The organism is Microbacterium sp. zg-B96, from assembly GCF_030246865.1.
In the GTDB taxonomy this organism is placed as follows: Bacteria; Actinomycetota; Actinomycetes; order Actinomycetales; family Microbacteriaceae; genus Microbacterium.
The window spans coordinates 1,047,488-1,071,878 of record NZ_CP126738.1 but is presented as its reverse complement, the minus strand read 5'-3'; the positions used below and the strand labels follow the sequence as shown (position 1 = coordinate 1,071,878).

27 protein-coding genes are annotated in these 24,391 nt (G+C 70.7%); 6 read left to right on the top strand and 21 right to left on the bottom strand.

Annotated features, from left to right (window positions below):
* Nucleotides 1–4: 4 nt before the first annotated feature.
* From QNO11_RS04800 to dapA, 12 genes are all read right to left on the bottom strand, one after another.
* Complete coding sequence (locus tag QNO11_RS04800; protein WP_257510156.1) at nucleotides 5–430, bottom strand: GNAT family acetyltransferase; 426 nt, start codon at nucleotides 428–430, stop codon at nucleotides 5–7.
* Nucleotides 427–1,344 carry a tRNA (adenosine(37)-N6)-dimethylallyltransferase MiaA gene (gene miaA / locus QNO11_RS04795; RefSeq protein WP_257510157.1) on the bottom strand — a complete coding sequence of 306 codons (918 nt, stop codon included), beginning with the start codon at nucleotides 1,342–1,344 and terminating at the stop codon, nucleotides 427–429. Before miaA ends, QNO11_RS04800 begins: the two co-directional genes overlap by 4 nt.
* Nucleotides 1,337–2,887 (bottom strand): tRNA (N6-isopentenyl adenosine(37)-C2)-methylthiotransferase MiaB, encoded by a 1,551-nt coding sequence (miaB, locus tag QNO11_RS04790; protein WP_257510158.1) that lies wholly within the window; start codon nucleotides 2,885–2,887, stop codon nucleotides 1,337–1,339. The genes miaA and miaB overlap by 8 nt, the downstream gene beginning before the upstream one ends.
* 201 nt (nucleotides 2,888–3,088) lie before the next feature.
* A complete protein-coding gene (locus tag QNO11_RS04785) occupies nucleotides 3,089–3,871 on the bottom strand; it encodes a regulatory protein RecX (RefSeq protein ID WP_257510159.1) in 783 nt (260 codons plus the stop codon).
* The gene (gene recA / locus QNO11_RS04780; protein ID WP_257510160.1) at nucleotides 3,871–4,923 is read right to left on the bottom strand and encodes a recombinase RecA; all 1,053 of its coding nucleotides are present in this window, start codon (nucleotides 4,921–4,923) and stop codon (nucleotides 3,871–3,873) included. The genes QNO11_RS04785 and recA overlap by 1 nt, the downstream gene beginning before the upstream one ends.
* A gap of 276 nt (nucleotides 4,924–5,199) precedes the next feature.
* Complete coding sequence (locus QNO11_RS04775; RefSeq protein WP_257510161.1) at nucleotides 5,200–5,424, bottom strand: DUF3046 domain-containing protein; 225 nt, start codon at nucleotides 5,422–5,424, stop codon at nucleotides 5,200–5,202.
* A 7-nt stretch (nucleotides 5,425–5,431) separates the two neighbouring features.
* Nucleotides 5,432–5,746 (bottom strand): helix-turn-helix domain-containing protein, encoded by a 315-nt coding sequence (locus QNO11_RS04770; protein ID WP_257510162.1) that lies wholly within the window; start codon nucleotides 5,744–5,746, stop codon nucleotides 5,432–5,434.
* A 138-nt stretch (nucleotides 5,747–5,884) separates the two neighbouring features.
* The gene (locus tag QNO11_RS04765; RefSeq protein WP_374113826.1) at nucleotides 5,885–6,436 is read right to left on the bottom strand and encodes a CinA family protein; all 552 of its coding nucleotides are present in this window, start codon (nucleotides 6,434–6,436) and stop codon (nucleotides 5,885–5,887) included.
* Nucleotides 6,433–7,011, bottom strand: a complete 579-nt coding sequence (gene pgsA / locus QNO11_RS04760; RefSeq protein WP_257510163.1) for a CDP-diacylglycerol--glycerol-3-phosphate 3-phosphatidyltransferase — start codon at nucleotides 7,009–7,011, stop codon at nucleotides 6,433–6,435. The genes QNO11_RS04765 and pgsA overlap by 4 nt, the downstream gene beginning before the upstream one ends.
* A 24-nt stretch (nucleotides 7,012–7,035) precedes the next feature.
* Complete coding sequence (locus tag QNO11_RS04755) at nucleotides 7,036–9,687, bottom strand: FtsK/SpoIIIE family DNA translocase (RefSeq protein ID WP_257510164.1); 2,652 nt, start codon at nucleotides 9,685–9,687, stop codon at nucleotides 7,036–7,038.
* A 276-nt stretch (nucleotides 9,688–9,963) separates the two neighbouring features.
* Complete coding sequence (locus QNO11_RS04750; RefSeq protein WP_257510165.1) at nucleotides 9,964–11,643, bottom strand: ribonuclease J; 1,680 nt, start codon at nucleotides 11,641–11,643, stop codon at nucleotides 9,964–9,966.
* Nucleotides 11,640–12,617, bottom strand: coding sequence for a 4-hydroxy-tetrahydrodipicolinate synthase (gene dapA / locus QNO11_RS04745; RefSeq protein WP_257510166.1), 978 nt, complete (start codon nucleotides 12,615–12,617; stop codon nucleotides 11,640–11,642). Before dapA ends, QNO11_RS04750 begins: the two co-directional genes overlap by 4 nt.
* A 47-nt stretch (nucleotides 12,618–12,664) precedes the next feature.
* Between dapA and QNO11_RS04740 the strand changes: the two genes are divergently transcribed.
* Complete coding sequence (locus QNO11_RS04740) at nucleotides 12,665–13,204, top strand: NUDIX domain-containing protein (protein ID WP_257510167.1); 540 nt, start codon at nucleotides 12,665–12,667, stop codon at nucleotides 13,202–13,204.
* Here QNO11_RS04740 and QNO11_RS04735 read toward each other — a convergent pair whose 3' ends face one another.
* Genes QNO11_RS04735 through QNO11_RS04725 form a run of 3 tightly spaced genes read right to left on the bottom strand, consistent with a single transcriptional unit; the run spans nucleotide 13,205 to nucleotide 15,294 of the window.
* Entirely contained in the window at nucleotides 13,205–13,969 is a 765-nt protein-coding gene (locus QNO11_RS04735) for an SDR family NAD(P)-dependent oxidoreductase (protein WP_257510168.1), read from the bottom strand.
* A 9-nt stretch (nucleotides 13,970–13,978) separates the two neighbouring features.
* A complete protein-coding gene (locus QNO11_RS04730; RefSeq protein ID WP_257510169.1) occupies nucleotides 13,979–14,488 on the bottom strand; it encodes a dihydrofolate reductase in 510 nt (169 codons plus the stop codon).
* A complete protein-coding gene (locus QNO11_RS04725; RefSeq protein ID WP_257510170.1) occupies nucleotides 14,485–15,294 on the bottom strand; it encodes a thymidylate synthase in 810 nt (269 codons plus the stop codon). The genes QNO11_RS04730 and QNO11_RS04725 overlap by 4 nt, the downstream gene beginning before the upstream one ends.
* A gap of 118 nt (nucleotides 15,295–15,412) precedes the next feature.
* On the opposite strand from QNO11_RS04725, the gene QNO11_RS04720 reads away from it, so the two are divergent.
* The 4 genes from QNO11_RS04720 (at nucleotide 15,413) to QNO11_RS04705 (ending at nucleotide 17,852) form a co-directional block, all read left to right on the top strand.
* The gene (locus tag QNO11_RS04720) at nucleotides 15,413–15,850 is read left to right on the top strand and encodes a TlpA family protein disulfide reductase (protein WP_257528611.1); all 438 of its coding nucleotides are present in this window, start codon (nucleotides 15,413–15,415) and stop codon (nucleotides 15,848–15,850) included.
* The gene (locus QNO11_RS04715; protein ID WP_257510172.1) at nucleotides 15,843–16,430 is read left to right on the top strand and encodes a DUF4395 domain-containing protein; all 588 of its coding nucleotides are present in this window, start codon (nucleotides 15,843–15,845) and stop codon (nucleotides 16,428–16,430) included. The genes QNO11_RS04720 and QNO11_RS04715 overlap by 8 nt, the downstream gene beginning before the upstream one ends.
* A gap of 85 nt (nucleotides 16,431–16,515) precedes the next feature.
* Nucleotides 16,516–16,941 (top strand): OsmC family peroxiredoxin, encoded by a 426-nt coding sequence (locus QNO11_RS04710; protein WP_257510173.1) that lies wholly within the window; start codon nucleotides 16,516–16,518, stop codon nucleotides 16,939–16,941.
* On the top strand, nucleotides 16,941–17,852 hold the full coding sequence (locus tag QNO11_RS04705) for a TIGR01777 family oxidoreductase (RefSeq protein ID WP_257510174.1): 912 nt from the start codon (nucleotides 16,941–16,943) through the stop codon (nucleotides 17,850–17,852). Before QNO11_RS04710 ends, QNO11_RS04705 begins: the two co-directional genes overlap by 1 nt.
* On the opposite strand, the gene QNO11_RS04700 is transcribed toward QNO11_RS04705, so the two are convergent.
* Both QNO11_RS04700 and dapB read right to left on the bottom strand, forming a co-directional pair.
* Nucleotides 17,849–18,331: a hypothetical protein gene (locus QNO11_RS04700; protein WP_257510175.1), complete on the bottom strand. Its 483-nt coding sequence runs from the start codon at nucleotides 18,329–18,331 to the stop codon at nucleotides 17,849–17,851. The genes QNO11_RS04705 and QNO11_RS04700 overlap by 4 nt on opposite strands.
* Nucleotides 18,328–19,143: a 4-hydroxy-tetrahydrodipicolinate reductase gene (dapB, locus tag QNO11_RS04695; RefSeq protein ID WP_257510176.1), complete on the bottom strand. Its 816-nt coding sequence runs from the start codon at nucleotides 19,141–19,143 to the stop codon at nucleotides 18,328–18,330. Before dapB ends, QNO11_RS04700 begins: the two co-directional genes overlap by 4 nt.
* A 31-nt stretch (nucleotides 19,144–19,174) precedes the next feature.
* Between dapB and QNO11_RS04690 the strand changes: the two genes are divergently transcribed.
* Nucleotides 19,175–19,642, top strand: coding sequence for a GNAT family N-acetyltransferase (locus QNO11_RS04690; RefSeq protein WP_257510177.1), 468 nt, complete (start codon nucleotides 19,175–19,177; stop codon nucleotides 19,640–19,642).
* 94 nt (nucleotides 19,643–19,736) lie between these two features.
* On the opposite strand, the gene QNO11_RS04685 is transcribed toward QNO11_RS04690, so the two are convergent.
* The 4 genes from QNO11_RS04685 to QNO11_RS04670 are packed head-to-tail and all read right to left on the bottom strand — an operon-like array spanning nucleotide 19,737 to nucleotide 24,312.
* Nucleotides 19,737–21,035 (bottom strand): ABC transporter permease, encoded by a 1,299-nt coding sequence (locus QNO11_RS04685; protein ID WP_257510178.1) that lies wholly within the window; start codon nucleotides 21,033–21,035, stop codon nucleotides 19,737–19,739.
* Nucleotides 21,035–21,712: an ABC transporter ATP-binding protein gene (locus QNO11_RS04680; RefSeq protein WP_257510179.1), complete on the bottom strand. Its 678-nt coding sequence runs from the start codon at nucleotides 21,710–21,712 to the stop codon at nucleotides 21,035–21,037. Before QNO11_RS04680 ends, QNO11_RS04685 begins: the two co-directional genes overlap by 1 nt.
* A complete protein-coding gene (locus QNO11_RS04675; RefSeq protein ID WP_257510180.1) occupies nucleotides 21,709–23,340 on the bottom strand; it encodes an efflux RND transporter periplasmic adaptor subunit in 1,632 nt (543 codons plus the stop codon). The genes QNO11_RS04680 and QNO11_RS04675 overlap by 4 nt, the downstream gene beginning before the upstream one ends.
* Nucleotides 23,341–24,312: a hypothetical protein gene (locus QNO11_RS04670; protein ID WP_257510181.1), complete on the bottom strand. Its 972-nt coding sequence runs from the start codon at nucleotides 24,310–24,312 to the stop codon at nucleotides 23,341–23,343.
* Nucleotides 24,313–24,391: the final 79 nt, after the last annotated feature.

The following is a 24,391-nucleotide window of genomic DNA, read 5'->3' as shown; positions in this document are numbered from 1 at the left end:
GGCCTCAGTCGTCGGCGATCAGCCGCTTCCCCGTCGCCCAGATCTCGAACGGCTCAAACCCCAGCTCTCGGTAGAAACCGCGGGCGCCGGGGTTGTCCGGACGCACCATGAGCTGCACCTTGGGGCATCCGAGTGCGAGCAGCCGCGCCTCGGCCTCGGCCACCAGCGCCCGCCCGATGCCCTGGGAGCGTCTCCCCGGCGCGGTGGCGAGGTAGTGCAGCCAGCCGCGGTGCCCGTCGTACCCGGCCATGACGCTGCCGACGACACCGCTGCCGTCGACGGCGACGAGGAACAGTTCCGGCTGCACCGTGAGCTTGCGGGCGATGTCGGCCCGCGGGTCGTTCCACGGCCGCGTGAGTCCCGCCGCTTCCCACAGGGCGACCACCTGTTCGGTGTCCGCGACGGCGAACGGTCGAAGCGCGACGGTCATACGAGGGATTCTGCCAGCGCGGCGGCATCCGCCCCGGACGCCACCCAGGTGACATCGGCGTAGCGGCGGAACCACGACACCTGGCGCCTGGCGTACCGCCGCGTCAACGCCTGGGTCTGGGCGATCGCGTCCTGCTGCGTCAGCTGCCCGTCCAGCTGCGCGAGGGCCTGGGCGTAGCCGATCGCGCGGCGCGCGGTGACTCCGTCCTCCAGTCCCTGCGCGCGCAGCGCGGCGACCTCGTCCAGCAGGCCGTCGCGCCACATGGCATCCACGCGCGCGTCGAGGCGGGCGACCAGTTCGTCGCGCGGCACCGCCACTCCCACGATGCGTGTCGGGGTGTGCCACAGCACCGGGGCGTCGGGCAGCGCCGCGCCGTGCGTCGCCTCGCCCTGGGCGAGCACCTCGAGCGCCCGGACGATCCGTCGCCCGTTGCGCGGGTCGACGCGCTCGGCCGTCGCCGGATCCAGCTCGCGCAGCCGAGCGAACAGCGCGCCGGGGCCGAGGTCGTCGAGCTCCCGCTCCAGGCGCGCGCGCAGCTCGGCGTCGCGGGGCGGAAACCGGAAGTCGTACAGGACGCTGGACACGTACAGCCCGGAGCCGCCCACCAGGATCGCGTCGGCGCCCCGGCCGTGGATCGCGGTGATCGCGGCGCGGGCCGCTTGCTGGTACCAGGCGACGGCGGCGTCATCGGCGGGATCGAGCACGTCGAACAGGTGGTGCGGGATGCCGCGGCGTTCGCTTTCGGGCAGCTTCGCGGTGCCGATGTCCATACCGCGGTACAGCTGCATCGCATCGGCGTTGACGATCTCCGCGGCCCGTCCGCGTGACCCCAACGCTTCGGCGAGGTCGAGTGACAGCGCGGTCTTACCGGTGCCCGTGGCGCCGACGACGGCCCACAGGGACGGCTCAGACACCGATGCGGAGTGTGGGAAGCCCGAGCGAGACGGCCCGGGGCGCACCGGACTCAGCGGCCGGAGCCGGGACGCCGCAGGACTCCGCCTGCGTCCGGTCCCACGCGTCGCCGGCGCGCGTACGGCGGATTCGCAGCGGCGCGCCATCGGGAGCGTCGGCCAGCAGATGGAACGGCGCGGCGTGTGTGATCACCGTCGTGACCACATCGCCCGGCCGCGGCAGGGCCGATCCGGCGGGCACTTCGAAGTGCACGAGCCGGTTGTCCTCGGCGCGGCCGGTGAGCCGGTGCGTCTCGGCATCCTTCTTGCCCTCACCTGTGGACACCAGGACCTGCACCTCGCGGCCGACCTGCTTCTGGTTCTCCTCGAGGCAGATGCGCTCCTGCAGCGCGGTGAGGCGCTCGTAGCGCTCCTGCACGATGTGCTTGGGCACCTGGTCGGGCATGGTCGCCGCCGGGGTACCCTCGCGGATGGAGTACTGGAACGTGAAGGCAGTCGCGAACCGCGCTGCCGCCACGACCCGCATCGTGTCTTCGAAGTCCGCCTCGGTCTCGCCGGGGAAGCCGACGATGATGTCGGTGGAGATCGCGGCGTTCGGCATCCGCTGGCGCACCCGATCGAGGATGCCGAGGAAACGCTCCGACCGGTAGGAGCGGCGCATCGCCCTGAGGATGCGGTCGCTGCCGGACTGCAGCGGCATGTGCAGCTGCGGCATGACGGCGGGGGTCTCCGCCATGGCGGCGATGACGTCGTCGGTGAAGGCCGCCGGGTGAGGGCTGGTGAACCGGATGCGCTCCAGGCCGGGGATCTCGCCCGCCGCGCGCAGCAGCTTGCCGAACGCGGCGCGGTCGCCGAACTCGACGCCGTACGAGTTGACGTTCTGTCCCAGCAGGGTCACCTCGATCGCCCCGTCGTCGACGAGGAGGCGGATCTCGTTCAGGATGTCGCCGGGGCGACGGTCCTTCTCCTTGCCGCGCAGACTCGGCACGATGCAGAAGGTGCAGGTGTTGTTGCAGCCGACCGAGATGGAAACCCACCCGCTGTGCACGGCGTCGCGCTTGGTGGGCAGCGTCGAGGGGAACACCTCGAGCGACTCGAGGATCTCCAGTTCGGCTTCGCCGTTGTGACGGGCGCGTTCGAGCAGGCTGGGGAGGGACCCCATGTTGTGGGTGCCGAAGACGACGTCGACCCAGGGGGCCTTGCGCTGCACGGTCTCCTTGTCCATCTGCGCGAGGCAGCCGCCGACGGCGATCTGCATGCCTTCGTGCTTGTCCTTGCGGGACTTCAGGTACCCGAGCGTGCCGTAGAGCTTGCCGGCGGCGTTGTCGCGCACCGCGCAGGTGTTGATGACGATGACGTCGGCGTCCTCGCCCGTTGTGGCCGGCACGTATCCGGCGCTCTCGAGCGAGCCGGACAGACGCTCGGAGTCGTGCACGTTCATCTGGCAGCCGAACGTGCGCACCTCGTAGGTGCGCGCGCGACCGTCGACCGTGTGCGCCGCCGATGACGGGGCGATGAGCGTGGGAATGGCGGACGGGAAGGTCATGATGTTCCCCATTGTAGATTCCGATGCGAGCGGTGTGGTCGGGCACCGGTGGACTCACGCTCGGTCGTCACGAACGCCCCCAGATTCAGCGGGACGGGGACGGGTGCGACGACCGAATGGCCACACCGCCGGCGGATGCCGCCACGCGCGCCGCCACAGAACGCCGAGCCCGAAGGCTCGGCGTTCTGTGGCGTGGGAGCGTCAGCTGAAGCGCACGCCGCCGGGGGCGCGCTTCTCCGTCAGCGCCGTGCGGGCCGCGGTGGCCGCGACCGAACCGGAGTAGCCCCGCCGGGACAGCTGTCCCATCAGCCGGCGCATCGCGGTCTCCTGATCGACACTGTCCAGCTGGCGCGCCTTGGTGCGCGCGAACTCCAGCGCCCGCTGCGCCTCGTCGTCGGGCTCTTCGTCCAACGCCTCGTCGGCGATCTCCCGAGGGATGCCGCGCGATGAGAGCGTCTGCGCGATCGCGCGCCGCCCCTGTGCCTTGCGGTGGGTGCCGGCATGGATCAGCTGTTCCGCCAGCCGCGCGTCGTCGAGGTAGCCCAGTCGTGCGAACGAGTCGAGCAGGGCTTCGAGATCGTCAGCGGGGAGGTCGTGCTCGGCGGCGGCCGCGCGGGCCTCGGAGACCGACAGCTGCCGGGAGCGGAGTTTCTTCAGAAGAATGCGCTCGGCAGCGGCGACCCGGTCGGCGAGCTCCTCGTCGGACTCCTCCTCGACGGGCGCTGCTTCCTGAGCCCACCCGGTGCGCCACTGCGGCGGCCGCTCGCTGGATTCGGCGGGCGAGCGTCGCCCGAGGCGGGCGAGGGCATCGGCAGCCTCGGCGACGGGGTCTGCGTCCCCGACGGCCGCGCGACCGGGCGCAACGGCAGCGGCCCTGGCCCGCGCCGGTTCGGCGGCCACACGGCGCCCGCCGAACAGCGGGATGACGGGGGCGATCCCCTCGGCGTCCGAGGGGACGCCCCCGTCACTGGAGAACCGGACCATCAGGCGGGCCGGCGTGCGGCCAGCTCGTCGCCCGCGGGTTCCTCGACGACCTTCGGCTGACCGACGCCGAGCTTCTGCTTGATCTTCGTCTCGATGTCGTTGGCGATGTCGGGATTGCGCAGCAGGAAGTTGCGGGCGTTCTCCTTGCCCTGACCGAGCTGATCGCCCTCGTAGGTGTACCAGGCGCCCGACTTCTTCACGAGTGCGTGCTCGACACCGAAGTCGATGAGGCTGCCCTCGCGGGAGATGCCGGTGCCATAGAGGATGTCGAACTCGGCCTGCTTGAACGGCGGGGCCATCTTGTTCTTGACGACCTTGACGCGGGTGCGGTTACCGACTGCGTCGGTGCCGTCCTTCAGCGTCTCGATACGGCGGATGTCCAGGCGCACCGACGCGTAGAACTTCAGCGCCTTGCCACCGGCGGTGGTCTCGGGCGAGCCGAAGAAGACACCGATCTTCTCGCGCAGCTGGTTGATGAAGATCATGGTGGTGTTGGTCTGGCTCAGGCCACCGGTGAGCTTGCGCAGTGCCTGCGACATCAGTCGCGCCTGCAGACCGACGTGCGAATCGCCCATCTCGCCCTCGATCTCGGCCTTGGGCACGAGAGCGGCGACGGAGTCGATGACGATGAGGTCGATGGCACCGGAGCGCACGAGCATGTCCGCGATCTCCAGGGCTTGCTCGCCGGTGTCGGGCTGCGACACGAGCAACTGGTCGATGTCGACGCCGAGCTTCTGCGCGTAGTCGGGGTCCAGCGCGTGCTCGGCGTCGATGAAGGCGGCGATGCCGCCGGCGCGCTGTGCATTGGCGATGGCGTGCAGGGTGAGAGTCGTCTTACCCGACGACTCCGGACCGTAGATCTCGATGATGCGGCCGCGCGGCAGACCGCCGACGCCGAGCGCGACGTCGAGGGCGATGGAGCCGGTGGAGATCACGGCGACCGGAGCGCGCTCGTCGCTGCCCAGTCGCATGACCGAGCCCTTTCCGAACTGCCGGTCGATCTGGGCGAGGGCCGATTCGAGGGCCTTCTCGCGGTCAGCGGGTGATGGCATGACGTGCTCTTCTCTGCTCGCGGTCGGTCGCCTGTAGGCTGACGCGCTCCGCCCCGGCTGGGACGGATGCTGCGACAAGGCGTGTGGTGTGCGATGACGTGGTCCACGCTACGGATGGCCTCCGACATTGAATCGATCGCCTCCCGGAAATGTGGACGGATACGCCCTCGACACCTCTGTACAGGAGCCTACGACCGCATCGAACAGATCTTCGACGACACGCCGAACGCGATTCGGCGGTACCGACGAACGCCGGATCCGGCGGGCGGGGACGCGTCAGCGTCGACGGGCGTCGAGCCGACCCACGCCATACCGGCGGTCGTCGGGCACATCTGCCTCGATGCACAGCGCGACCCACACCTCGCGAGCCGGAGTTCCGGCAGCCAGCGCCTCCCGGGCGGTGAGCCCGCCGACGCGCGTGAGCACCAGGTCGGCCACGAGGGCAGAGCCGCGAGTGCCGAACTCGTCGGTCACGGCGCGGTCGAATTCGCTTCGACGCATTCCGCGGTCAGCGCAGCGACAGTGCGGGCTCGGCCTCGACCGAAGCCACGAGGTCGTCGGGGACGACATCGGGGAAGGTGTGCATGCCCTCGAGGACCGAGATGCGGTCGCCCACTTCGCGCATGACGGCGGAGATGGGTACATCGAGCGCGTCGGCGACGGCGGCGAGAATCTCGCTGGAGGCTTCCTTCTGACCGCGCTCCACCTCGCTCAGGTAGCCCAAGGCCACGCTGGCGCGACCCGCCACCTGACGGAGGGTGCGCCCCTTCTGCAGACGGAAGTCACGTAGGACTTCGCCGATCTCTTGACGAACCAGGATCATTTCGGGCCCCCTCTCGCTATCCATGCCCATTGGGTGCACAACAGTACAACACCGAACGGTGTCACTGTAATCCCGGTTGTTGTGCGTCCCATGGGAATCATGTAACGGACAACGCACGCCCGGAGCGCGTTGTTCCCGTCACAGCGCTTCCAGTGCGAACGAGATCGCGCGCACCGCGGCGGCGGTGCGGATCTGCTCCCGGTCGCCCTCCAACTGGAGCGACTCCACCCGCGAGCCCAGGGAGGTCGACACCGCGATGTGAACGGTGCCCACCGGCTGACCGTCGGGCGAGTCGGGTCCGGCGATGCCGGTGGTGGCGATGCCGATGTCGGCGGGACGGTCGGGCGCGCCCAGCGCGCGCCGGGCGCCGCGGGCCATCTGCCGGGCGACCCGCTCGTTCACCGGACCGTGGGCATCCAGCAGCACCTGGTCCACGCCGAGCAGTGTCGCCTTCAGCTCCGTGGCGTACGCGACGATGCCGCCCCGGACGACGGCGGAGGCACCGGGGACTGCGACGAGGGAGGCCACGACCAGGCCGCCGGTGAGAGACTCGGCCACCCCGACGGTCCACCCCAGCTCCCGCAGGCGCTCCACGAGCACCTCAGCCTCGCTGCGGCGTCCGCTGGAGACCAGCGTCTGCTCGGCCTCGTCGGGAAGGTCGGGGTCGGGTGCGGGGCGGAACGGACTCACGACGCTTCCTCACGGCGCAGCCGCCGGGCGCCGCGCACCTCGGTGAGGATGTAGTCGATGCCGCTGGCCACCGTCAGCAGCACGGCGATGGTCATCGTGACGGTGTTGACCCAGTGGATCCACTCCCCCACGACCGTCCACAGCGGCAGCAGCGCGAGCGAGAGGGCAACCGCCTGAGCCACGGTCTTGACCTTGCCCATCCAGGCCGCAGCCACGACGTGGTTGCTCGCCACGACGAGGCGGTGCACGGTGACGCCGATCTCACGCACCAGCACGAGGATCGTCACCCACCAGGGCAGTTCGACGAGGATCGACAGACCAACGAACGCGCAGCCGGTGAGCACCTTGTCGGCGATGGGGTCCAGCAGCTTGCCGAGGTCGGTGACGATGTTGTGCCGCCGGGCGAGGTAGCCGTCGATGCCGTCGGTGGCGATCGCGACGATGAACAGCACCGCAGCCCACCACCGCAGCGGCCCGTCGGCCCCGCCGTCCGCCAGCAGCATCCACAGGAACACCGGTGCGCAGAGGATCCGCACGATCGTGATCGCGTTGGGAAGCTGCCTCGGAATCGCCACGGTTCGAGCCTAGTGCTGCACGCCTCAGCGGCCGGTCAGGCCCCAGGCATCCTCGTCCTCGCCGCTTTCCTCGACCACTTCGTAGCCGGCGAACTGCTCATCGACGGGATCGTCGTCCTTCTCGTCGGGGTCGTCCTCGCCGCGCAGCCGCGCCAGCACACCGGGCAGCTGCTCCACCGTGACCAGCACGTCGCGCGCTTTGGAGCCTTCGGAAGCGCCCACGATCTCGCGGGATTCCAGCAGGTCCATGAGGCGTCCCGCCTTCGCGAAGCCCACGCGGAGCTTGCGCTGCAGCATCGAGGTCGAGCCGAACTGCGTCGAGACGACCAGCTCGGCGGCGGCCAGCAGCAGCTCGAGGTCGTCTCCGATGTCGGCGTCGACCTCCTTCTTCTCCACGACGGCCGCGACGTCCTTGCGGTACTCCGGGCGGGCCTGCTGCGTGACGTGCGCGACGACCTTCTCGATCTCGCTCTCACTCACCCAGGCGCCCTGCACCCGGATGGCCTTGGACGTGCCCATCGGCAGGAACAGGGCATCGCCCTGACCGATCAGGCGGTCGGCGCCTGGTTGGTCGAGGATGACGCGCGAGTCGGTGACGCTGGTGACGGCGAACGCGAGCCGCGAGGGCACGTTGGCCTTGATCAGACCGGTGACGACGTCGACAGACGGGCGCTGCGTGGCAAGCACCAGGTGGATGCCGCTGGCTCGCGCCAGCTGGGTGATGCGGACGATGGAGTCCTCGACGTCGCGCGGGGCGACCATCATGAGGTCGGCGAGCTCGTCGACGACCACCAGCAGGTACGGGTAGGGCTTGAGCACGCGCTCGCTGCCGGCGGGGAGCTTGACCTCGCCGGCGACGACAGCGCGGTTGAAGTCGTCGATGTGCCGGTAGCCGAACGACGCGAGGTCGTCGTACCGCATGTCCATCTCCTTCACGACCCACTGCAGCGCCTCGGCGGCCTTCTTGGGGTTCGTGATGATGGGGGTGATGAGATGCGGAACGCCCGCGTAGGAGGTCAGTTCCACGCGCTTGGGGTCGATGAGCACCATGCGCACTTCGGTGGGCTTGGCGCGCATCAGCAGGCTCGTGATCATCGAGTTCACGAAGCTGGACTTTCCCGAGCCGGTGGAGCCGGCCACCAGCAGGTGGGGCATCTTGGCCAGGTTGGCCACGACGTAGCCGCCGCCGACGTCCTTGCCGACGCCGATCGTCATCGGGTGCACCGAGTTGGTGGATGCCGGGGAGCGCAGCACATCGCCGAGGGTCACGATCTCGCGGTCGGTGTTGGGGATCTCCACGCCGATGGCGCTCTTGCCGGGGATCGGGGCGAGGATGCGCACCTCGTTGGAGGCGACGGCGTAGGCGATGTTGTTGGTCAGCGCCGTGATGCGCTCGACCTTCACGCCCGAGCCGACCTCGATCTCGTACTGCGTGACCGTCGGGCCGCGCGAGAATCCGGTGACCGTCGCGTCGACGGAGAACTGCGAGAACACGCTCGTGATGGCCTTCACCATGGCGTCGTTGGCCTCGGAGCGCGCCTTGTGCGGCGTGCCGGCTGCCAGCGCCGCGGCGGAGGGCAGGCGGTAGACCGCGCTGGGCGGCAAGCCGTCGCCGTCGCCACCCAGTCCGGACAGGCCGGGCAGCTCACCGTCATCGAGCACCTCGGTGGCATCTTCGCGGATGCCGGTGTCAACACGGCGGGCGCCCCTGCGCACGGCCTCCACGACGCCGGGGCTGATGACCTCGGTGGGTGCGTCCGGCAGCGGCGGCGGGGGCGAGACCGGTGCGATGGCCTGCTCGAACCCGCCGGTGTCGCCGGAGGGCGACAGCAGGGAGGTGAGGTCCTGCGAACCGAGCCCGTCGTGCGGGTCCTCTTCGCGGCCAGACTTGTTGCGACGCCACCACGGCAGCCCGTCGGAGTCGTCGGAGGTCTCCGCCGGCGCTGCGGCGGGCTTCTCGACGCGCTCGGCGTCGAACATCCAGGCGTACAGGTCGCCGAGGCGGTGGCCGATGCGGTTCGGCGGGGTCTTGGTGAGGATCAGCACACTGAGCGCGGCGAACAGGCCCAGCACGACGCACGCACCGATCTGCGTGAGGAAGGTCAGCGGTTCGCCGACCATCCAGCCGAACAACCCGCCACCCGTGCTCAGCGCGGGAAGCCCGGCGTTGGGCTGCGGACGCCCGCCGAGCACGTGGCAGAACCCCGCGATCGTGAGCACCAGCAGGCCGAAGCCGATGCCGATGCGCCCGTTGTCGTGCACCGAGGGCGGATGCCGGAAGAGCCAGCCGGCCAGCCACAGCAGCAGCACCGGGAGGATGAACGCCACGCGCCCGATGATCCCGCCCGCGGTGTAGGCGCTGATGGTGCCCGCCAGCTCGGTGCCGATGAAGAACCACTCCACGACCGACCCGGCGACCGCCATCAGCACCAGCAGGAACGGGAAGCCGTCGCGGCGCTGGTCCTTTTCGAGGTTCTCCGGGCCGAACGCGCGGAACAGCCCGCCGGTCGCGTGGGCCAGACCCATCCAGGCGCGCGAGATCAGCGGCGGTTTCTCCGCCTCATCGACGTAGCGTTTCGGGGCGGGAGCGGGCTTTCGGGCGCGCGGAGACGCCCCCTTCGCGGGACCCTTCGCGGGCGCGCGCCCGCTCGTGGTCGGATTGCTGCTCCTGGCCATTCATCCACGGTACGTCGGTACCACCGACATTGCCCGGAACGACGCGACCCCTTCATTCCCCCGGAAGCCGCGTTCACCGCCGTGGCACACCCGTGCGCACCCGCGTTCGGTGGTCACACCCGTCCCTCCCGCGGGGGTTCGGTCGTCGCATCCGCCCCTCGCGGGGGCGGCACAGGGCCGTTCGCGACGACTGAGCCGAAGGGTGTGACCGCGGCCGCGGACGCAGAACGCCCGCGGGCCGCAGTGAGCGGCTCGCGGGCGTTGCGCAGAAGCGGGTCAGGCCTCGATGACCAGCGGCACGATCATGGGACGCCGGCGCAGTCGCTGGTTGACCCAGCGGCCGATGGTGCGACGCACGATCTGCGACAGCGCGTGCGAGTCACGCACCCCCGACTTCGCGGCGTCGGCCAGCGCGGCGGCGATCTTCGGCTTGACGTCGTCGAACACCGAGTCGTCCTCGGCGAAACCGCGGGCGTGGATCTCGGGGCCGGTGATGACGCGGCCGGTGGCGGCATCCACCACCACGATCACCGAGATGAAGCCCTCTTCGCCGAGGATGCGGCGGTCCTTGAGGTCGGCGTCGGTGATCTCGCCGACGGTCGAGCCGTCGACGTAGACGAAGCCGATGTCGAGCTGACCGACGACGGTCGCGATGCCGTCCTTGAGGTCGACCACGGTGCCGTTCTCGCCGATGATGGTGCGCTCGGCGGGGATGCCGGTGTCCTGTGCCAGCTTCGCGTTGGCCATGAGGTGGCGGTACTCGCCGTGCACGGGCAGCACGTTCTTGGGCTTGAGGATGTTGTAGCAGTACAGCAGCTCGCCCGCGGCGGCGTGACCGGAGACGTGCACCTTGGCGTTGCCCTTGTGCACGACGGTGGCGCCGAGCTTGGTGAGACCGTCGATGACGCGGTAGACGGCGTTCTCGTTGCCCGGGATGAGGCTGGAGGCGAGGATCACGGTGTCACCCGGGCCCGGCTCGATCGCGTGGTCGAGGTTGGCCATGCGGCTGAGCACGGCCATCGGCTCGCCCTGCGACCCGGTGGACATGAAGACGATCTTGTCGTCGGGCAGGTCCTGGGCCTTCTTGTAGTCGATCAGCACGCCCTCGGGCACGGTGAGGTAGCCGAGGTCCGCGGCGATCGTCATGTTGCGCAGCATGCTGCGGCCCAGCAGTGCCACGCGGCGGCCGTTGGCGTGTGCGGCATCCAGCACCTGCTGCACGCGGTGCACGTGGCTGGAGAAGCTCGCGACGATCACGCGGCGCGGGGCCTTGCCGATGACCTGGTCAAGGACCGGGCCGATCGACCGCTCCAGCGGGGTGAAGCCGGGGACGTCGGCGTTGGTGGAGTCGACGAGGAACAGGTCGACGCCCTCCTCACCGAGACGGGCGAAGGCGCGCAGGTCGGTCAGGCGGCCGTCCAGCGGCAACTGGTCCATCTTGAAGTCGCCGGTGGCCAGCACCGTGCCCGCCGGGGTCTTGATCGCGACGGCGAGCGCGTCCGGGATGGAGTGGTTCACCGCGACGAACTCGAGGTCGAACGGGCCGACCCGCTCGTCCTGGCCCTCTTTCACGGTGAGCGAGTACGGCTTGATGCGGTGCTCTTTGAGCTTCGCCTCGACCAGGGCGAGGGTCAGCCCTGAGCCGATCAGCGGGATGTCGCGCTTGAGGCGCAGCAGGTAGGGCACGGCGCCGATGTGGTCTTCGTGACCGTGCGTGAGCACGACCCCGACGATGTCATTGAGGCGGTGCTTGATCGGCTCGAAGTCGGGCAGGATCAGGTCCACCCCCGGCTGGTGCTCCTCGGGGAACAGCACGCCGCAGTCGACGATGAGGAGCTTGCCCTCGTACTCGAAGACGGTCATGTTGCGCCCGATCTCCCCGAGTCCGCCGAGAGGCGTGACGCGGAGGGTTCCGGGGGCGAGGGTGGGGGGCGAAGTGATCGCGTTGGGGCTCATCGTGTGGTGCCGTGGACCTTCGGGAGTGCGCCGCCTGCTGCCGCATTGCGGTCGGGACGGAAATTGGAGAAATCAGCGCCGACGACGTCGGTCACCAGGGCAAGCTCATCCTCGATCATCGCCGCTTCCCACTCCTCCGGCCCCACCAGGGGCAGGCGGACGCGGGGGCTGGAGATGCGACCGAGGCCGTGCAGGATGTACTTCGCGCTCACGGTGCCCGGGACGTGGGTCATGACCGCCCGCACCAGCGGTTCCAGCTGCTGGTGCGCCGCCGTGGCCGCGGCGAGGTCGCCCCGGTTCACGGCGTCGATCATCACGCGGTACGGCGCAGCCGCGATGTTCGCGGTCACGCCGATGAGTCCCGTCGCGCCGATGGCGAGGTGCGGCAACGCGTTCGCGTCGTCGCCCGAGAAGTACATCAGATCGGTTTGGTTCAGCACCCGGCTGACCTCGCTGAAGTCGCCCTTGGCGTCTTTGATCGCGAGGATGTTCGGGTGCTTGGCGAGACGGAGGATCGTCTCGTACTTGATCGGGACGCCGGTGCGCCCCGGGATGTCGTACAGGATGACCGGCAGGTCGGTGGCATCGGCCACCAGCCGGAAGTGCGTGAGGATGCCCGCCTGCGTGGGCTTGTTGTAGTACGGCGTGACGATCATGATGCCGTCGGCACCGACCTTCTCGCTGGCCTTGTAGAGCTCGATCGCGTGGGCGGTCTCGTTCGAGCCGCCGCCGGTGATGATCTTGGCGCGTCCGGCCGCGACGTCCCGGCCCACCTCCACCAGGCGGATCTTCTCGGGGTCGGTGAGCGTGCTGGTCTCCCCCGTCGTGCCGGTGACGACGATGCCGTCGGCCCCGGCGGTGATGACGTCGTCGATGTGCTTCTCGACCGCGGGCCAGTCGACTTCGCCGTCGGCGGTCATCGGAGTGACCAGCGCGACGAGGACCTGTCCGAACGGGTTGGCCTGATGCGTCATGCTCCCAGGGTATCGGTTCGTTCGCACTGCCCCGATAGGGTCGCGGCATGACCTGGCAGACGCGCACGAGCCGCGAGGTGTACGGCAACCGGTGGATCCGCGTCCGGGAGGACACCGTCAGCGGCCCCGCCGGGGACGGCATCTACGGCGTCGTCGAGATGCGGCATCCGGCCGTCTTCGTCGTCGCGATCGACGAAGCGGACCGCGTGTGCCTGGTCGAAGTCGACCGGTACACCGTCGGCGTCTCGCTCGAGGTGCCCGCCGGTGGCTCCGACGGCGAGGACCCGCTGGTCGCGGCGCAGCGCGAGCTGGCCGAGGAAGCCGGCGTCACGGCATCCGGTTGGCAGGCGATCGGCGCGATGAACGCGCTCAACGGCGTCGCGGTGGCCGCAGAGCACGTCTTCCTCGCCCGCGGCATCGCGGCGGTGGCGGATGCCGCGCACACGCAGGCCGAGGAGGGCATCCGCGCGGTGCGGTGGGTGCCGTTCGGCGAGGTGGTCGCCATGATCGCGGACGGGACGATCTCGGACGGGGAGACGGTGGCCGCGCTCGCCTACGCCGGCATCCGGCTGGGGCGGTTCGCCTGATCAGCGGCCCCGCGATGCGGTCGCCACGACCAGCCGGTCCGGGAGGACGCGGGTGAGGCCCACGAGCACCTTGTAACGCAGCGACGGCACCGACACGCTCTTGCCCCGTGCGACGTCGCGCAGCGCCGCCGCGACGACGTCACCGGCGTTGAGCCACATCCAGCCAGGCACGCCCTCGCGGCCGAGGGCCATGCCCATCCGCTCGTGGAAGTTGGTGTGCGTGAACCCGGGACACACCGCCGTGACCGTCACGCCCCGGGGGCCGTAGGCCACGTTCGCCCACCGGCTGAAGCTGATGAGCCAGCCCTTGACGGCGCCGTACGTCGATCGCGGGGTGAAAGCGGCGACGGATGCCACGTTGACGATGCGGCCGCGACGGCGCTCCAGCATCCCCGGCAGTACGGCGTGCATGAGGCGCATCGGCACCGCCACGTGCAGGTCGAGGTGCCGCTGCTCGTCCTCGATGTCATTGCGCTCGAACGCCAACGGCAGCCCGAACCCGGCGTTGTTGACCAGCATGTCCACGGGGTGCTCGCCGTCGCGCAGCCGGGCCACGACGTCGGCGAGCTGGGCCGGGTCCAGCAGGTCCGCGGCGAGCGCCTCGGCATGCACGCCGTGCTCGTCGCGCAGGCGCCGGCACAGGGCGTCGAGGGCGTCGCGATCGCGGGCGACGAGCACCAGGTCCATGCCGCGCGCGGCGAGTTGCCGGGCGAATTCCGCGCCGAGGCCCGAGCTCGCGCCGGTGATCAGTGCCGTCTTGGCCATGAGGTGACCCTACGACGCGCGTTCGAGCCGGAGGAAGCGATACCGGATGCCCTCACGCGAGGTGGACCACCCGGCGTCCGGTTCCGCGGCCACGACCTGCCACCCGTCGCGGTCGGGGGCGAAGGTGTCGCCGTCGACGCGGGTGTCCAGTTCGGTGACCTCGAGCCGGTCGGCCCGCCCGATCGCCTCACGGAACAGTCGGCCGCCGCCGATGACCCAGATGCGCTCCGGCTCAGCGGCCTGCGCGAGCTGCAGCGCCGCGTCAAGCGACGCTGCCCGCTCCGCACCATCGGCAGACCACTGCTCGTTGCCCGTGATCACGATGTTGCGGCGCCCGGGCAGCGGCCGGAACCGCGCCGGAAACGACTCCCACGTCCGGCGCCCCATCACGACGGGGGCGCCGGCGGTGACGGCCTTGAAGTGCGCGAGGTCTTCGGGCACGTACCAGGGCATGCCGCCGTCGGCGCCGATCACCCCGCCCTCGGCCTCGGCCCAGACGAGGCCGATGGGTGCGGTCATACCGCGACCGCCCCGCGGATCGCGGGGTGATGCTGGTAGTCCTCGACGACGAAGTCCTCGAACCGGTAGTCGAAGATCGACTCCGGCGTGCGGGCGAAGCGCAGCGTCGGATACGGGTAGGGCGCGCGGTCCAGCTGCTGCCGCACCTGGTCGAGGTGGTTGTCGTAGATGTGGCAGTCCCCGCCGGTCCAGACGAAGTCGCCCGGCTCCAGGCCCGCCTGCTGCGCGACCATGAGCGTGAGCAGCGCGTACGAGGCGATGTTGAACGGCACCCCCAGGAACATGTCGGCGCTGCGCTGGTACAGCTGGCAGGACAGCTTGCCGTCGGCGACGTAGAACTGGAACAGCGCGTGGCAGGGCGCGAGGGCCATGTTCGGGATGTCGGCGACGTTCCAGGCCGACACGATCAGGCGCCGCGAGTCGGGGTTGGTGCGGATCTGCTCGATGATCTGCGAGATCTGGTCGATGTGACCGCCATCGGGGGTCGGCCACGACCGCCACTGCACGCCGTAGACCGGGCCAAGCTCACCGGCGGCATCCGCCCACTCGTCCCAGATCGTCACGCCGTGATCCTGCAGCCAGGTCACGCTCGATTCGCCGCGCAGGAACCACAGCAACTCATAGGCGATCGACTTGAAGTGCACGCGCTTGGTGGTGATGAGGGGGAACCCCTCGGCCAGATCGAACCGGATTTGACGGCCGAACACGCTCGTCGTCCCGGTGCCGGTGCGGTCATCCTTGTGCGTGCCGTGGGCCAGCACGTCGCGTAGGAGGTCCTCGTAAGGGGTAGGGATCGCCGTGGTCACGGCTGCCACGATACCCGCGGCCGACCCCACCGGCCGCGGGCCCGCAGGGTGCGTCGCCGCGCCGTCACAATCGTCATTGTTGCTCTTCGTCCAGAGCCACCCGTTAGCCTGGGCCGTGGTGAACCTCGTCGATGCTGTCTATGTGCTCACCGCGCTGCTCGCGGTGACGCTGGGCGTTGGCGCTTTCGCACGGTGGCGACAGGGCCGGCCGCAGCGGCAGATTCCCAACGAAGTCGTCGATCCGCAGCGCCTCGGCGCCGAGCGGCTGGGCGACACCGCGACGCTGCTGCAGTTCAGCACCGAGCTGTGCGCGCGCTGCCCCGGCGTGCACCGGGTGCTGTCCGCCCTCGCCGAAGACCGCGACGGCGTGCTGCACCTGGATGTCGATCTCACGCACCGGCCCGACATCGCCAAGCACTTCCAGATCCTGCAGACCCCGACGACCCTCATCCTCGACGGCGACGGGGTCATCCAGACCCGTTTCGGCGGGGTTCCCAACCGCCGCGTGGTCGAGCTGGAACTGGCTCGGCTGACCGGATCGTCGGCGCGTGCCTGAACAGCCGGATGCCGCGCCGCGCGGCATCGACCCGCGCGGCCCCCGGTTTGGCGCCGGCATCACCTCCGTGCTGCTGCTGGGGACGGTGCTGCTGAGCCTGGTCGGCATCTCCACGGCGCGCGGCCCCTTCGGCTGGTTCGCCTATCAGCCGCTCGCCGACGAGGTGTTCCTGCCCCAGGGCTGGACCGTCTCCTCCGCCTCGCTCGCGCAGCGCGCCCTCGACCCCGGCTTCCTCGCCCTGCTCGTCGTGGCATTGCTGTTCCTGTGGGGCGTGCTCTCCCCGCGCACCGCACCCTGGGGCGTGCTGTACCGCCGGTTCATCCAGGCTCGACTGGCGCCGCCGACCGACCTGGAAGACCCCCGCCCGCCCCGGTTCGCGCAGGGCGTCGGCCTGTTCGTCAGCGTCGTCGGGCTCGCGCTGCACCTGGCAGGGGTCCCCTGGGCGCTGCCGATCGCGGCGGCGATGGCGTTCATGGCGGCCTTCCTCAACGCCGTGTTCGGGCTGTGCCTCGGGTGCCGGCTATACCTGCTGCTGCAGCGGATCGGCCTGGTCGGTCGCGCCCGCCCCACCGCGGCCTGAGCGGGCCTGCGGCGTTTCGCCGCGGCATCCACCCGGTTAGGCTCGCACCGGAAGCGCACCCGCGCCCCGGACCGGGAGGACCAGCATGAGCGTCACGAGCGAAGCCAGCACCACGTGGAAGGGCAGCCTGTTCGAAGGCTCCGGCGAGACCGCACTGGAAAGCTCCAACCAGGGCCCGTTCGCAGTGAACTGGAAGGCCCGCAGCGAAGGATCGTCGTCGGTGACGACACCGGAGGAGCTCATCGCCGCCGCGCATTCGGCGTGCTTCAGCATGGCCTTCTCCCTGGCCCTCGCCGAGAACGGCACCCCGCCGGAGCAGATCGAGACGACCGCGTCGGTCACGTTCGTCCCCGGCAAGGGCATCACCGGCAGCCACCTCAACGTCAACGCCACCGTGCCGGGCCTGTCTCCGGAGGACTTCGCCCGGCTGGCCGAAGAAGCCAAGACCGGCTGCCCCGTCTCGGCGGCCCTCGCCGGCATCGAGATCACCCTCGAGGCGACCCTCGCCTGATGACGGACCAACCGATTCCGCGGCGTGTGGTGCTCGCCGGCGCCTCCGGCCTGATCGGCCGCGCCCTCGCCCGATCGCTGCGCGCCGACGGCATCGGTGTCACCACGCTCGTGCGGCACGAGCCGACCGCACCCGATGAGGTGACCTGGCTCCGTGACGACCGGCCGCTGGATCCCGCGGTGCTCGCGGGCGCGGACGCCGTCGTGGGTCTCAACGGCGCGAGCATCGGCCGGTTCCCCTGGACGGCGTCGTACCGGCACGAACTGCTGTGGTCGCGCATCACCCCGACGCAGGCCCTCGCTTCGGCCGTGCGCGCCCTCGGCGACGACGCACCGGCGTTCGTGTCGGCATCGGCGGTCGGGTACTACGGCTCGGCGCCCGGCACACCGCTGACCGAGCATTCCGGCCGCGGCGAAACGTTCCTGGCGGACCTGTGCGGCGAGTGGGAGTCCGCGGCGTTCGCCGCCGGCGACCGCGCGCGCGTCGCCGTCCTGCGCACCGCACCGGTGGTCCACCGCGACGGGGTCCTGAAGCCCCTCATTCTGCTCACCCGGGCGGGGCTGGCCGGCCCCATCGGCCGCGGCACGCAGGTGTGGCCGTGGATCTCCCTGGACGATCAGGTGCGCGCGATCAGGCACGTCATCACCGGCGACATCGAGGGACCGGTCAACCTGGTCGGCCCGCAGCGGGCCACGGCGAACGACCTCGGCTTCGCCCTGGCGGTGCAGCTGAACCGCCCCTACGTGCTGCGCGCGCCGGTCTGGGCGCTGCGGCTGGTGCTGGGCCGCGACGCGACCGAGGCGCTGCTGACGACCGATGCGCACGTCGTGCCCGAGGTGCTGCAGCGCACCGGATTCACCTTCGACCACCCCACCGTCGAGGCGGCGGTCGCGGCGGCGCTGGCGGTTTAGCCCTGCTCGGCCCGCTCGGCGCGCTCCCTGCGGTCCCTGCGGTCCCTGCGCTCCAGCGCGATAGCCCGCCGCACCGCGCCACGGGCGCGACGGCGGTCGCCGGCACCGTCGTAGGCCAGACCCAGCCGGTACCAGGCACGCCAGTCGTCGGGAGCGGCCTCCACGGCGGCGCGGTACGCGGGGAAGAGGGCATCGGCATCCTCCCGCAGCGGACGACCGCTGGGACGGGTCGCGACGGCCTCGGTCGGGATGGCGCCTTCGGCCTCGAGCCGCCGCCCCACCTGCTGCGCGCGGATGCCGAACCACAGTTCACGCCCCAGCGCCCATGCCGCCAGGAGCGGCAGCACGAACAGCGCGACGCCCATGGCGATGCCCACCGGCTCGCCGCTGGTCAGCAGTAGCCAGCCGCGGTGGGCGACCAGCGCGATGTACAGCGCGAGCATCGTCGCCATCACGGCGACGCCGATGCGGGTGCTCATGCGCCGGTGGTGCGAGCGACCTGGCCCGGTACGCCGCCCTCGTCGACCGGCTTGCCGGTCGACTCGGTCCCAGGGACACGCAACCCGATGTCGAGGAAGCTGTCCAGCCCCACCGTGACACCGCGGGCGTCACGGGCAGCCTGCAGCGCCAGCCGGATGCCGGGGGCGTAGGCGCGCGCCGGATCGATCGTGTCGTGCACGATCGACAGCGACTCCCCCGGACCCGACAGGATCGTCTCCTGACGGGCGACCACGCCGGGGCGGCGCAGCGAATGGATCGGCACGCTCGCGACCTGCTGACCGCGCGCCCGCTGGTCGACGTAGGGAGACTCGACCGGGCCGACGGCGGCGCGGCCGGCGGCGATGAGCTCGGCGGTACGCACTGCGGTGCCGCTGGGCGAGTCGACCTTGGTCTCGCGGTGCGCCTCGATGATCTCGATCGAGGGGAAGAACGGGGCCGATGCCGCCGCCAGCGCCGAGCCGAGCACGGAGCCGAGCGAGAAGTTCGGGATGAACACCGCGCCGGTGCCGGCTTGCTGCACGAGCGGGCGCACCAGTGCGATGCGCTCGGCCGACCAGCCCGAGGTGCCGATCAGCAGCTGCTTGCCCTGCTCGATGGCGTGGCGCACGGCGTCGATCGAGACGGCCGGGGTCGAGGTGTCAACGACCAGGTCGGCGGCATCCATCTCGGCCAGATCGCTCGACGACGACAGTGAAGCCACCAGTTCGAAGTCGTCCAGGTCGGCCACCACGTCGCGGACGATGCTGCCGAGCTTGCCGGTCCCGCCCACGATGGCCACGCGTGTCGTCATGGCTCCAGCCTACGGGGCTACGCTCGAAGCCATGGTGAGCCTGCGTCCCGCGCCCGTCGACGATCCCACCGCGCGAGAGCTGCTGACCGAGTACTTCGGGATGCGGGCCGAGGGCTTCCCCGAGCAGGCGTATCGCACCGTATTCCCCGAAGTGAATACGTTCACCCCGCCGGCTGGCGTTTTCCTGCTGGCGCTGGACGACGACGGTCGAGCGGTCGGCTGCGGTGGCATCCGTCTCATCCCCGACGGTCCCCACGGCCGGCGCTATGAGGTGAAGCACCTGTTCCTGCGACCCGAGACGCGTGGCCGCGGCTGGGGGCGGGTGCTGCTGGCCGGGCTCGAGGCGAGGGCGCGGGAGTGGGGAGCGGGCGAACTCGTCCTCGACACCCACCACACGCTCCAAGCCGCGGGACGGCTGTACGCGGCATCCGGTTTCGAGGCGATCGAGCCCTACAACGACAACCCCAACGCGACACGCTGGTACGGCAAGGTGCTGTAGGCCTTCCCGGCACAGGAGGACTCCCGGTACTCACTCGGCGTGACGAATACTCACTCGGCGCGACGAATACTCACTCGGCGGCAGCGGCGCAGGCTCAGCTCCCGCCGCGCAGCGCGGTAACCGGCTCGATCCGCGACGCCCGTCGCGCCGGGAACCAACCGGCGACCAGCCCCACCACGGCGCCGAGCACCGCGCCGCCCACCGCGATCCAAGGGTTGATCACCGGCGTCCACTGCTGCACCGCGGCGAAACCCACGACCGACAGCACCGCCAGGGCGGCGCCCAGCAGCCCGCCCAGCAACCCGATGATGATCGACTCCACGACGAACTGCGACGCGATCTGACGCCCGGTCGACCCCAGCGCGCGGCGCAGCCCGATCTCCGGCACCCGCTCGATGACGTTGAGCATGGTGACGTTCGCGATGCCCAGCGCGCCGGCCAGGAGCACGATGCCCCCGAGGACGAGGAACACCACGTTGACGTCGGCGCTGACCGAATCGCCGAGGTCGGAGCGGGCCGAAGGCGCGGAGACCTCGAGGTTCTCCGGCGCATCCGGCGACAGCGCGATCGCCGACTGCTCCCCGACCTGCGGGCCGGTGCCCATGACGATGCGGATCTGCATCTGGCCGGGTGCGCCCAGCGCGCGCTCGTGGCGGGCGGTGCGCATGGGGACGACGACCGCGTCGAGCAGGTCGCCGCGCGCCTGGACGCCGTCGAACACGCCGAGCACGGCGTAGGGCACCCCGCCGATGAACACCGACGGCTGACTGTCGACCCGGTTGATGCCGAGCCGTTCGGCGGCACCGGCGCCGAGCACGACGACGCGGTCCGCGCGCTCGTCATGGCCGGCGTCGAACATCCGCCCGGTGACGAGATGTCCGCCCAACACGTCGAGCAGACCGGGTGTCGAGGCGATGAGATCCGGCGAGGCCGTCGCCGGCGCCGACGGGTCGTTGACCGGCACGGCCGTGATGGTGTCGGTGCCCAGCGACACGTCGGCGATGAGGGTGGCCGCCTCCACTCCGACCAGCCGCACGACGCGGTCCACACCGTCCCACGGCAGCCGTGTGGTCGCCGCGCTGCCGCCGGAGGAGGTACGCGCCTCACCGGGGGCGACGACGACCTGCGTCGCCTTGACGGCGTCGAACTGCCGGGCGATCTGGTGTGCGGCGGTCTGCGAGAAGCCGATCGTGGCGACCAGCGCGCCGATGCCGAGCACGGTTCCCACGAGGGTCATGGCGAGCCGTCCGGGACGCGACCCGATATCGGCGGTGGCCTCGACCAGCAGATCCGCCGCCGTGTACCGGTCGGCCCGCGGCACCTGCGTCACGAGAATGTGGGTTGCGATGGGGTCGGATGCCGCGGCGCGGCGCCGCCGGAACCAGCGGACCATCAGGCTTCCTCCGTCAGGCGGCCGTCCGCGATGCGCACGCGACGGTCGGCGAGGGCTGCCACCGCGGCATCGTGGGTGATCACCACGAGCGTGAGCCCGTCGGCGCGGAGGTCGTCGAACAGCGCCATGACCTCTTCCGACGTCGCGGCATCGAGGTTCCCGGTGGGTTCGTCTGCCAACAGCACACTGGGCGTGCTCACCACGGCCCTCGCGACGGCGACGCGCTGCCGCTCCCCGCCCGAAAGGGTCGTGGGCAGGAACTCCGTGCGGTGACTCAACCCCACCCGCTCCAGCGTGCGGCGGGCGCGGTGTTCCCGTTCGCCGCGGGGTACCCCGCTGTACAGCATCGGCATGAGCACGTTGTCCAGCACGGTGCGCCTGGGCATGAGGTGGAAGGACTGGAAGACGAAACCGATGCGGCGAGCGCGCACGGCGGCGCGCTCGTTCTCCGTGAGCGTGCCGGTGACGACGCCATCGATGCGGTACTCCCCGACGCTCGGGCGGTCCAGCAACCCCAGGATGTTGAGCATCGTCGACTTGCCCGAGCCGCTGGAACCGACGATCGACACGTAGTCGCCGCGGTCCACCCGCAGGTTCACGCCCTTCAGCGCCTGCACCTCCGGAGGCCCGGGGAACGACCGCGTGACATCGTGCAGTTCGAGCAGCGCCTGGGTCACCGGCCGACCACCACGAGGTCGCCCTCGCTCAGTGCGCCGTCGGCCGACACGATCTCCACCGATCCCCCGGCTGCCAGTCCGGTCTCCACGGCCACCAGCCGGGTGACCGCGTCGGCGCCGTCGCGGGGATCGCCCTCGACGACCTCGACGCGGGCCTCACCGCCCGGGCCCGCAGTGAGCGCGGCGAGCGGGGCGAACAGCACCTCGCCGGCGGTCGCACCCACCGGCAGCGACACGCGCACATTGCTGCCCTGCAGTTGCATCGCCTGCTCGGTCGTGAGCTCGTCGGGCTGCAGGGCGATCTCCCAGCGGTCGCCCTGGGTCGGCCCGGGTGTGAGGGCGGAGATCACCGCGCGGTGCGGGGTGCCGTCGGGCAGCTCGAATGTCGCCTCGCCCCCGACGGTCAGCAACGCCGCGTCCGCGGGGGCCGCGCTGCCGCTCACGGTGATCGTCGCACCCGACACGATCATCGCCGCACCCTGCAGCACCTGGCCGCGCGTCACGTTGACGGCATCGACGCGACGGGGCAGATCCCCCAGATACAGCACCTCGCCTGCCGGGAGCGCCGGCAGCGCCTGTTCCCGCGCCCGGGCGAGGCCGTCGCGCGCGTCGGCGAGTTGGCGGTTGGCCGCTTCGACGGCTCCGCGCTGCCCGCTGGTGTCGGGAGCGGCATCCAGCTGGCGCCGTTCCAGCTGCCGCAGCTCCAGTGCGTCCTGCAGGTCGGAAAGCTCGGCCTGCCACGCCGGCACCTCTGCGGGATCTCCGGGGGGCTGGCCTCGTCGTACGTCGAGCGCACGCTGAGCGCTGTTGACGGCGTTGTCGGCGGCGCGGATCTCGACCGCGGAGGCGCCGCCGGCGGCCTGCCCGAGATCGGCCCGCGCGGCGGCGAGCGCCTGCTCCGCGGCGCTCACGCCTTCCTGCGCGGCACGCACCGCGTCGGCCGCACCGGGATCCGCCGCCGGCGCGGGGTAGCCGATCTGGGTGTACAGCGCGGTCACGGCAGCCGCAGCGGTCTCGTCGAAGCGGTCCGATGCGGGGTCGCCGGCGTCGATGCCCACCTGGCGCATCGCCTCCTTGAACTGCACCACGTCGGGACCGGTGAGGCCGTACACGAGCGTGCGATAGGCGGGCAGGTCGCCCGGCAGCACGATGACCGGCCGGCCGGCGACCTCCAGCGCCACCGACAGCGGCGTGAGCGTCGCGCCTGGCTCGGGCACGCTGCCGGTGACCACGGCGGGACCACCGAGCGCGGCGGTGTCGATCGTGACCTCGACCGAGTCGGCGTAACCCACGTCCCCGCGAATGGTGACGTCGTTGCTCAGGATGCCGCGCTCCATGGCCACGGTGATCAGACCGGGCGCGGGCGGGTCGGTCAGCGACGCCGCATCGGCCGGCGACAGCACGAACCGGCCGACCAGCAGTCCCGCGACCAGGCTCACGACCGCCGCCGCGGCGATGATCCACAGCACGCGGTTGGTGCGGAACACGCGCCGCCAGCCCTGCACCCGGCTGAGGGCAGCGGTCTCTACCGCCGGCTCCGGCGCTGCCCCCGCGACGGGATCGGTCGACGCTTCCGCGTCGCCGGCGGGAAGTAGCTCGTCGAAGACCCGCGCGTCGCGGCGGGTCACCTATCGCCCCTGCTCGGCTGCGGCCTTGAACGCGTCCAGTTCTGCCTGGTGATCGGCGATGAACTCTTCCTCCAGCGTCGCATTGATCTTGGTCTGCTTGTCCCGGAAGTCGGTCTTCTCCCGGCAGTCCAGGTCGACCAGCGCCAGCTCGATCTCGCGCTCGCCCAGTTCGGCGAGCTTCGGGTCGTCCTCGATCCACTCGGTCTGACCCTCGTAGTAGGCGTTCAGCTCGTCGCTGATCGATGTCTGCGCATCGGTCTGCGCGGTGAACCCCGGGTATCCCCCCTCATCCATGCACGCGGCCCACTCGGCGTTGAGGTCTGCCAGTGCGGGGTCGTTCTGCATGTCGGTGTAGAACTCGTTGATGGCATCCATCAGCGGCTGGTGCTCGTCGGAGGTGGTCGGGTTCTCCCCGTCAATCTCGTGCTGCGCCCAGCCGTGGCATCCGGCCGTCGTCCAGTCCCACTCGTACGACCCGTCCTCGGCCATCTCCTCTTCGGGCACCCCGGGGCCGTACAACGCCTCGTAATACGCAGCCTGCTCCGACTCCGACAGACTCATGACGTAGTCCTGGTTGGGGTCGACGTACTCCTCGTCCGGTTCGGCCGGCTGATCCTGGCCGGGGTAAGTGATCATCCCGTAGCCGTACTGCGCGACCCACTCCCGCGAGTCGGGCTCCCAGACCATGTCCGACTCAAAGGAGATGGAGCCGGTGTTGGGGGCGGGGATGTACTCGAACCCGTCCTCGGTCATGCACTGCGCCACGAGCTCCTCGCGCTGGACGTGCTCCTTCTCGAAGCGTTCCTGTTGCTCTTCTTCGCTGAGATCCCCGCCCCAGGCAGCGGCGAGGTACGCGTTCAGCGGTGACAGCTCCTCGTCCGCGCCCGGGTCTGCTTCGGGACCGCTGCACCCCGTGAGTGCGACCAGCAGGACGGCGGCACCGACGGCGGCGCCCACAGTGTGGCGGTTCATGGTCCTCCCCAGACTCCGACGCGGCCGACGACCGCCCTTATCCGGTCAGGCTATGGGATACCTGTGAACCGCCGCATCC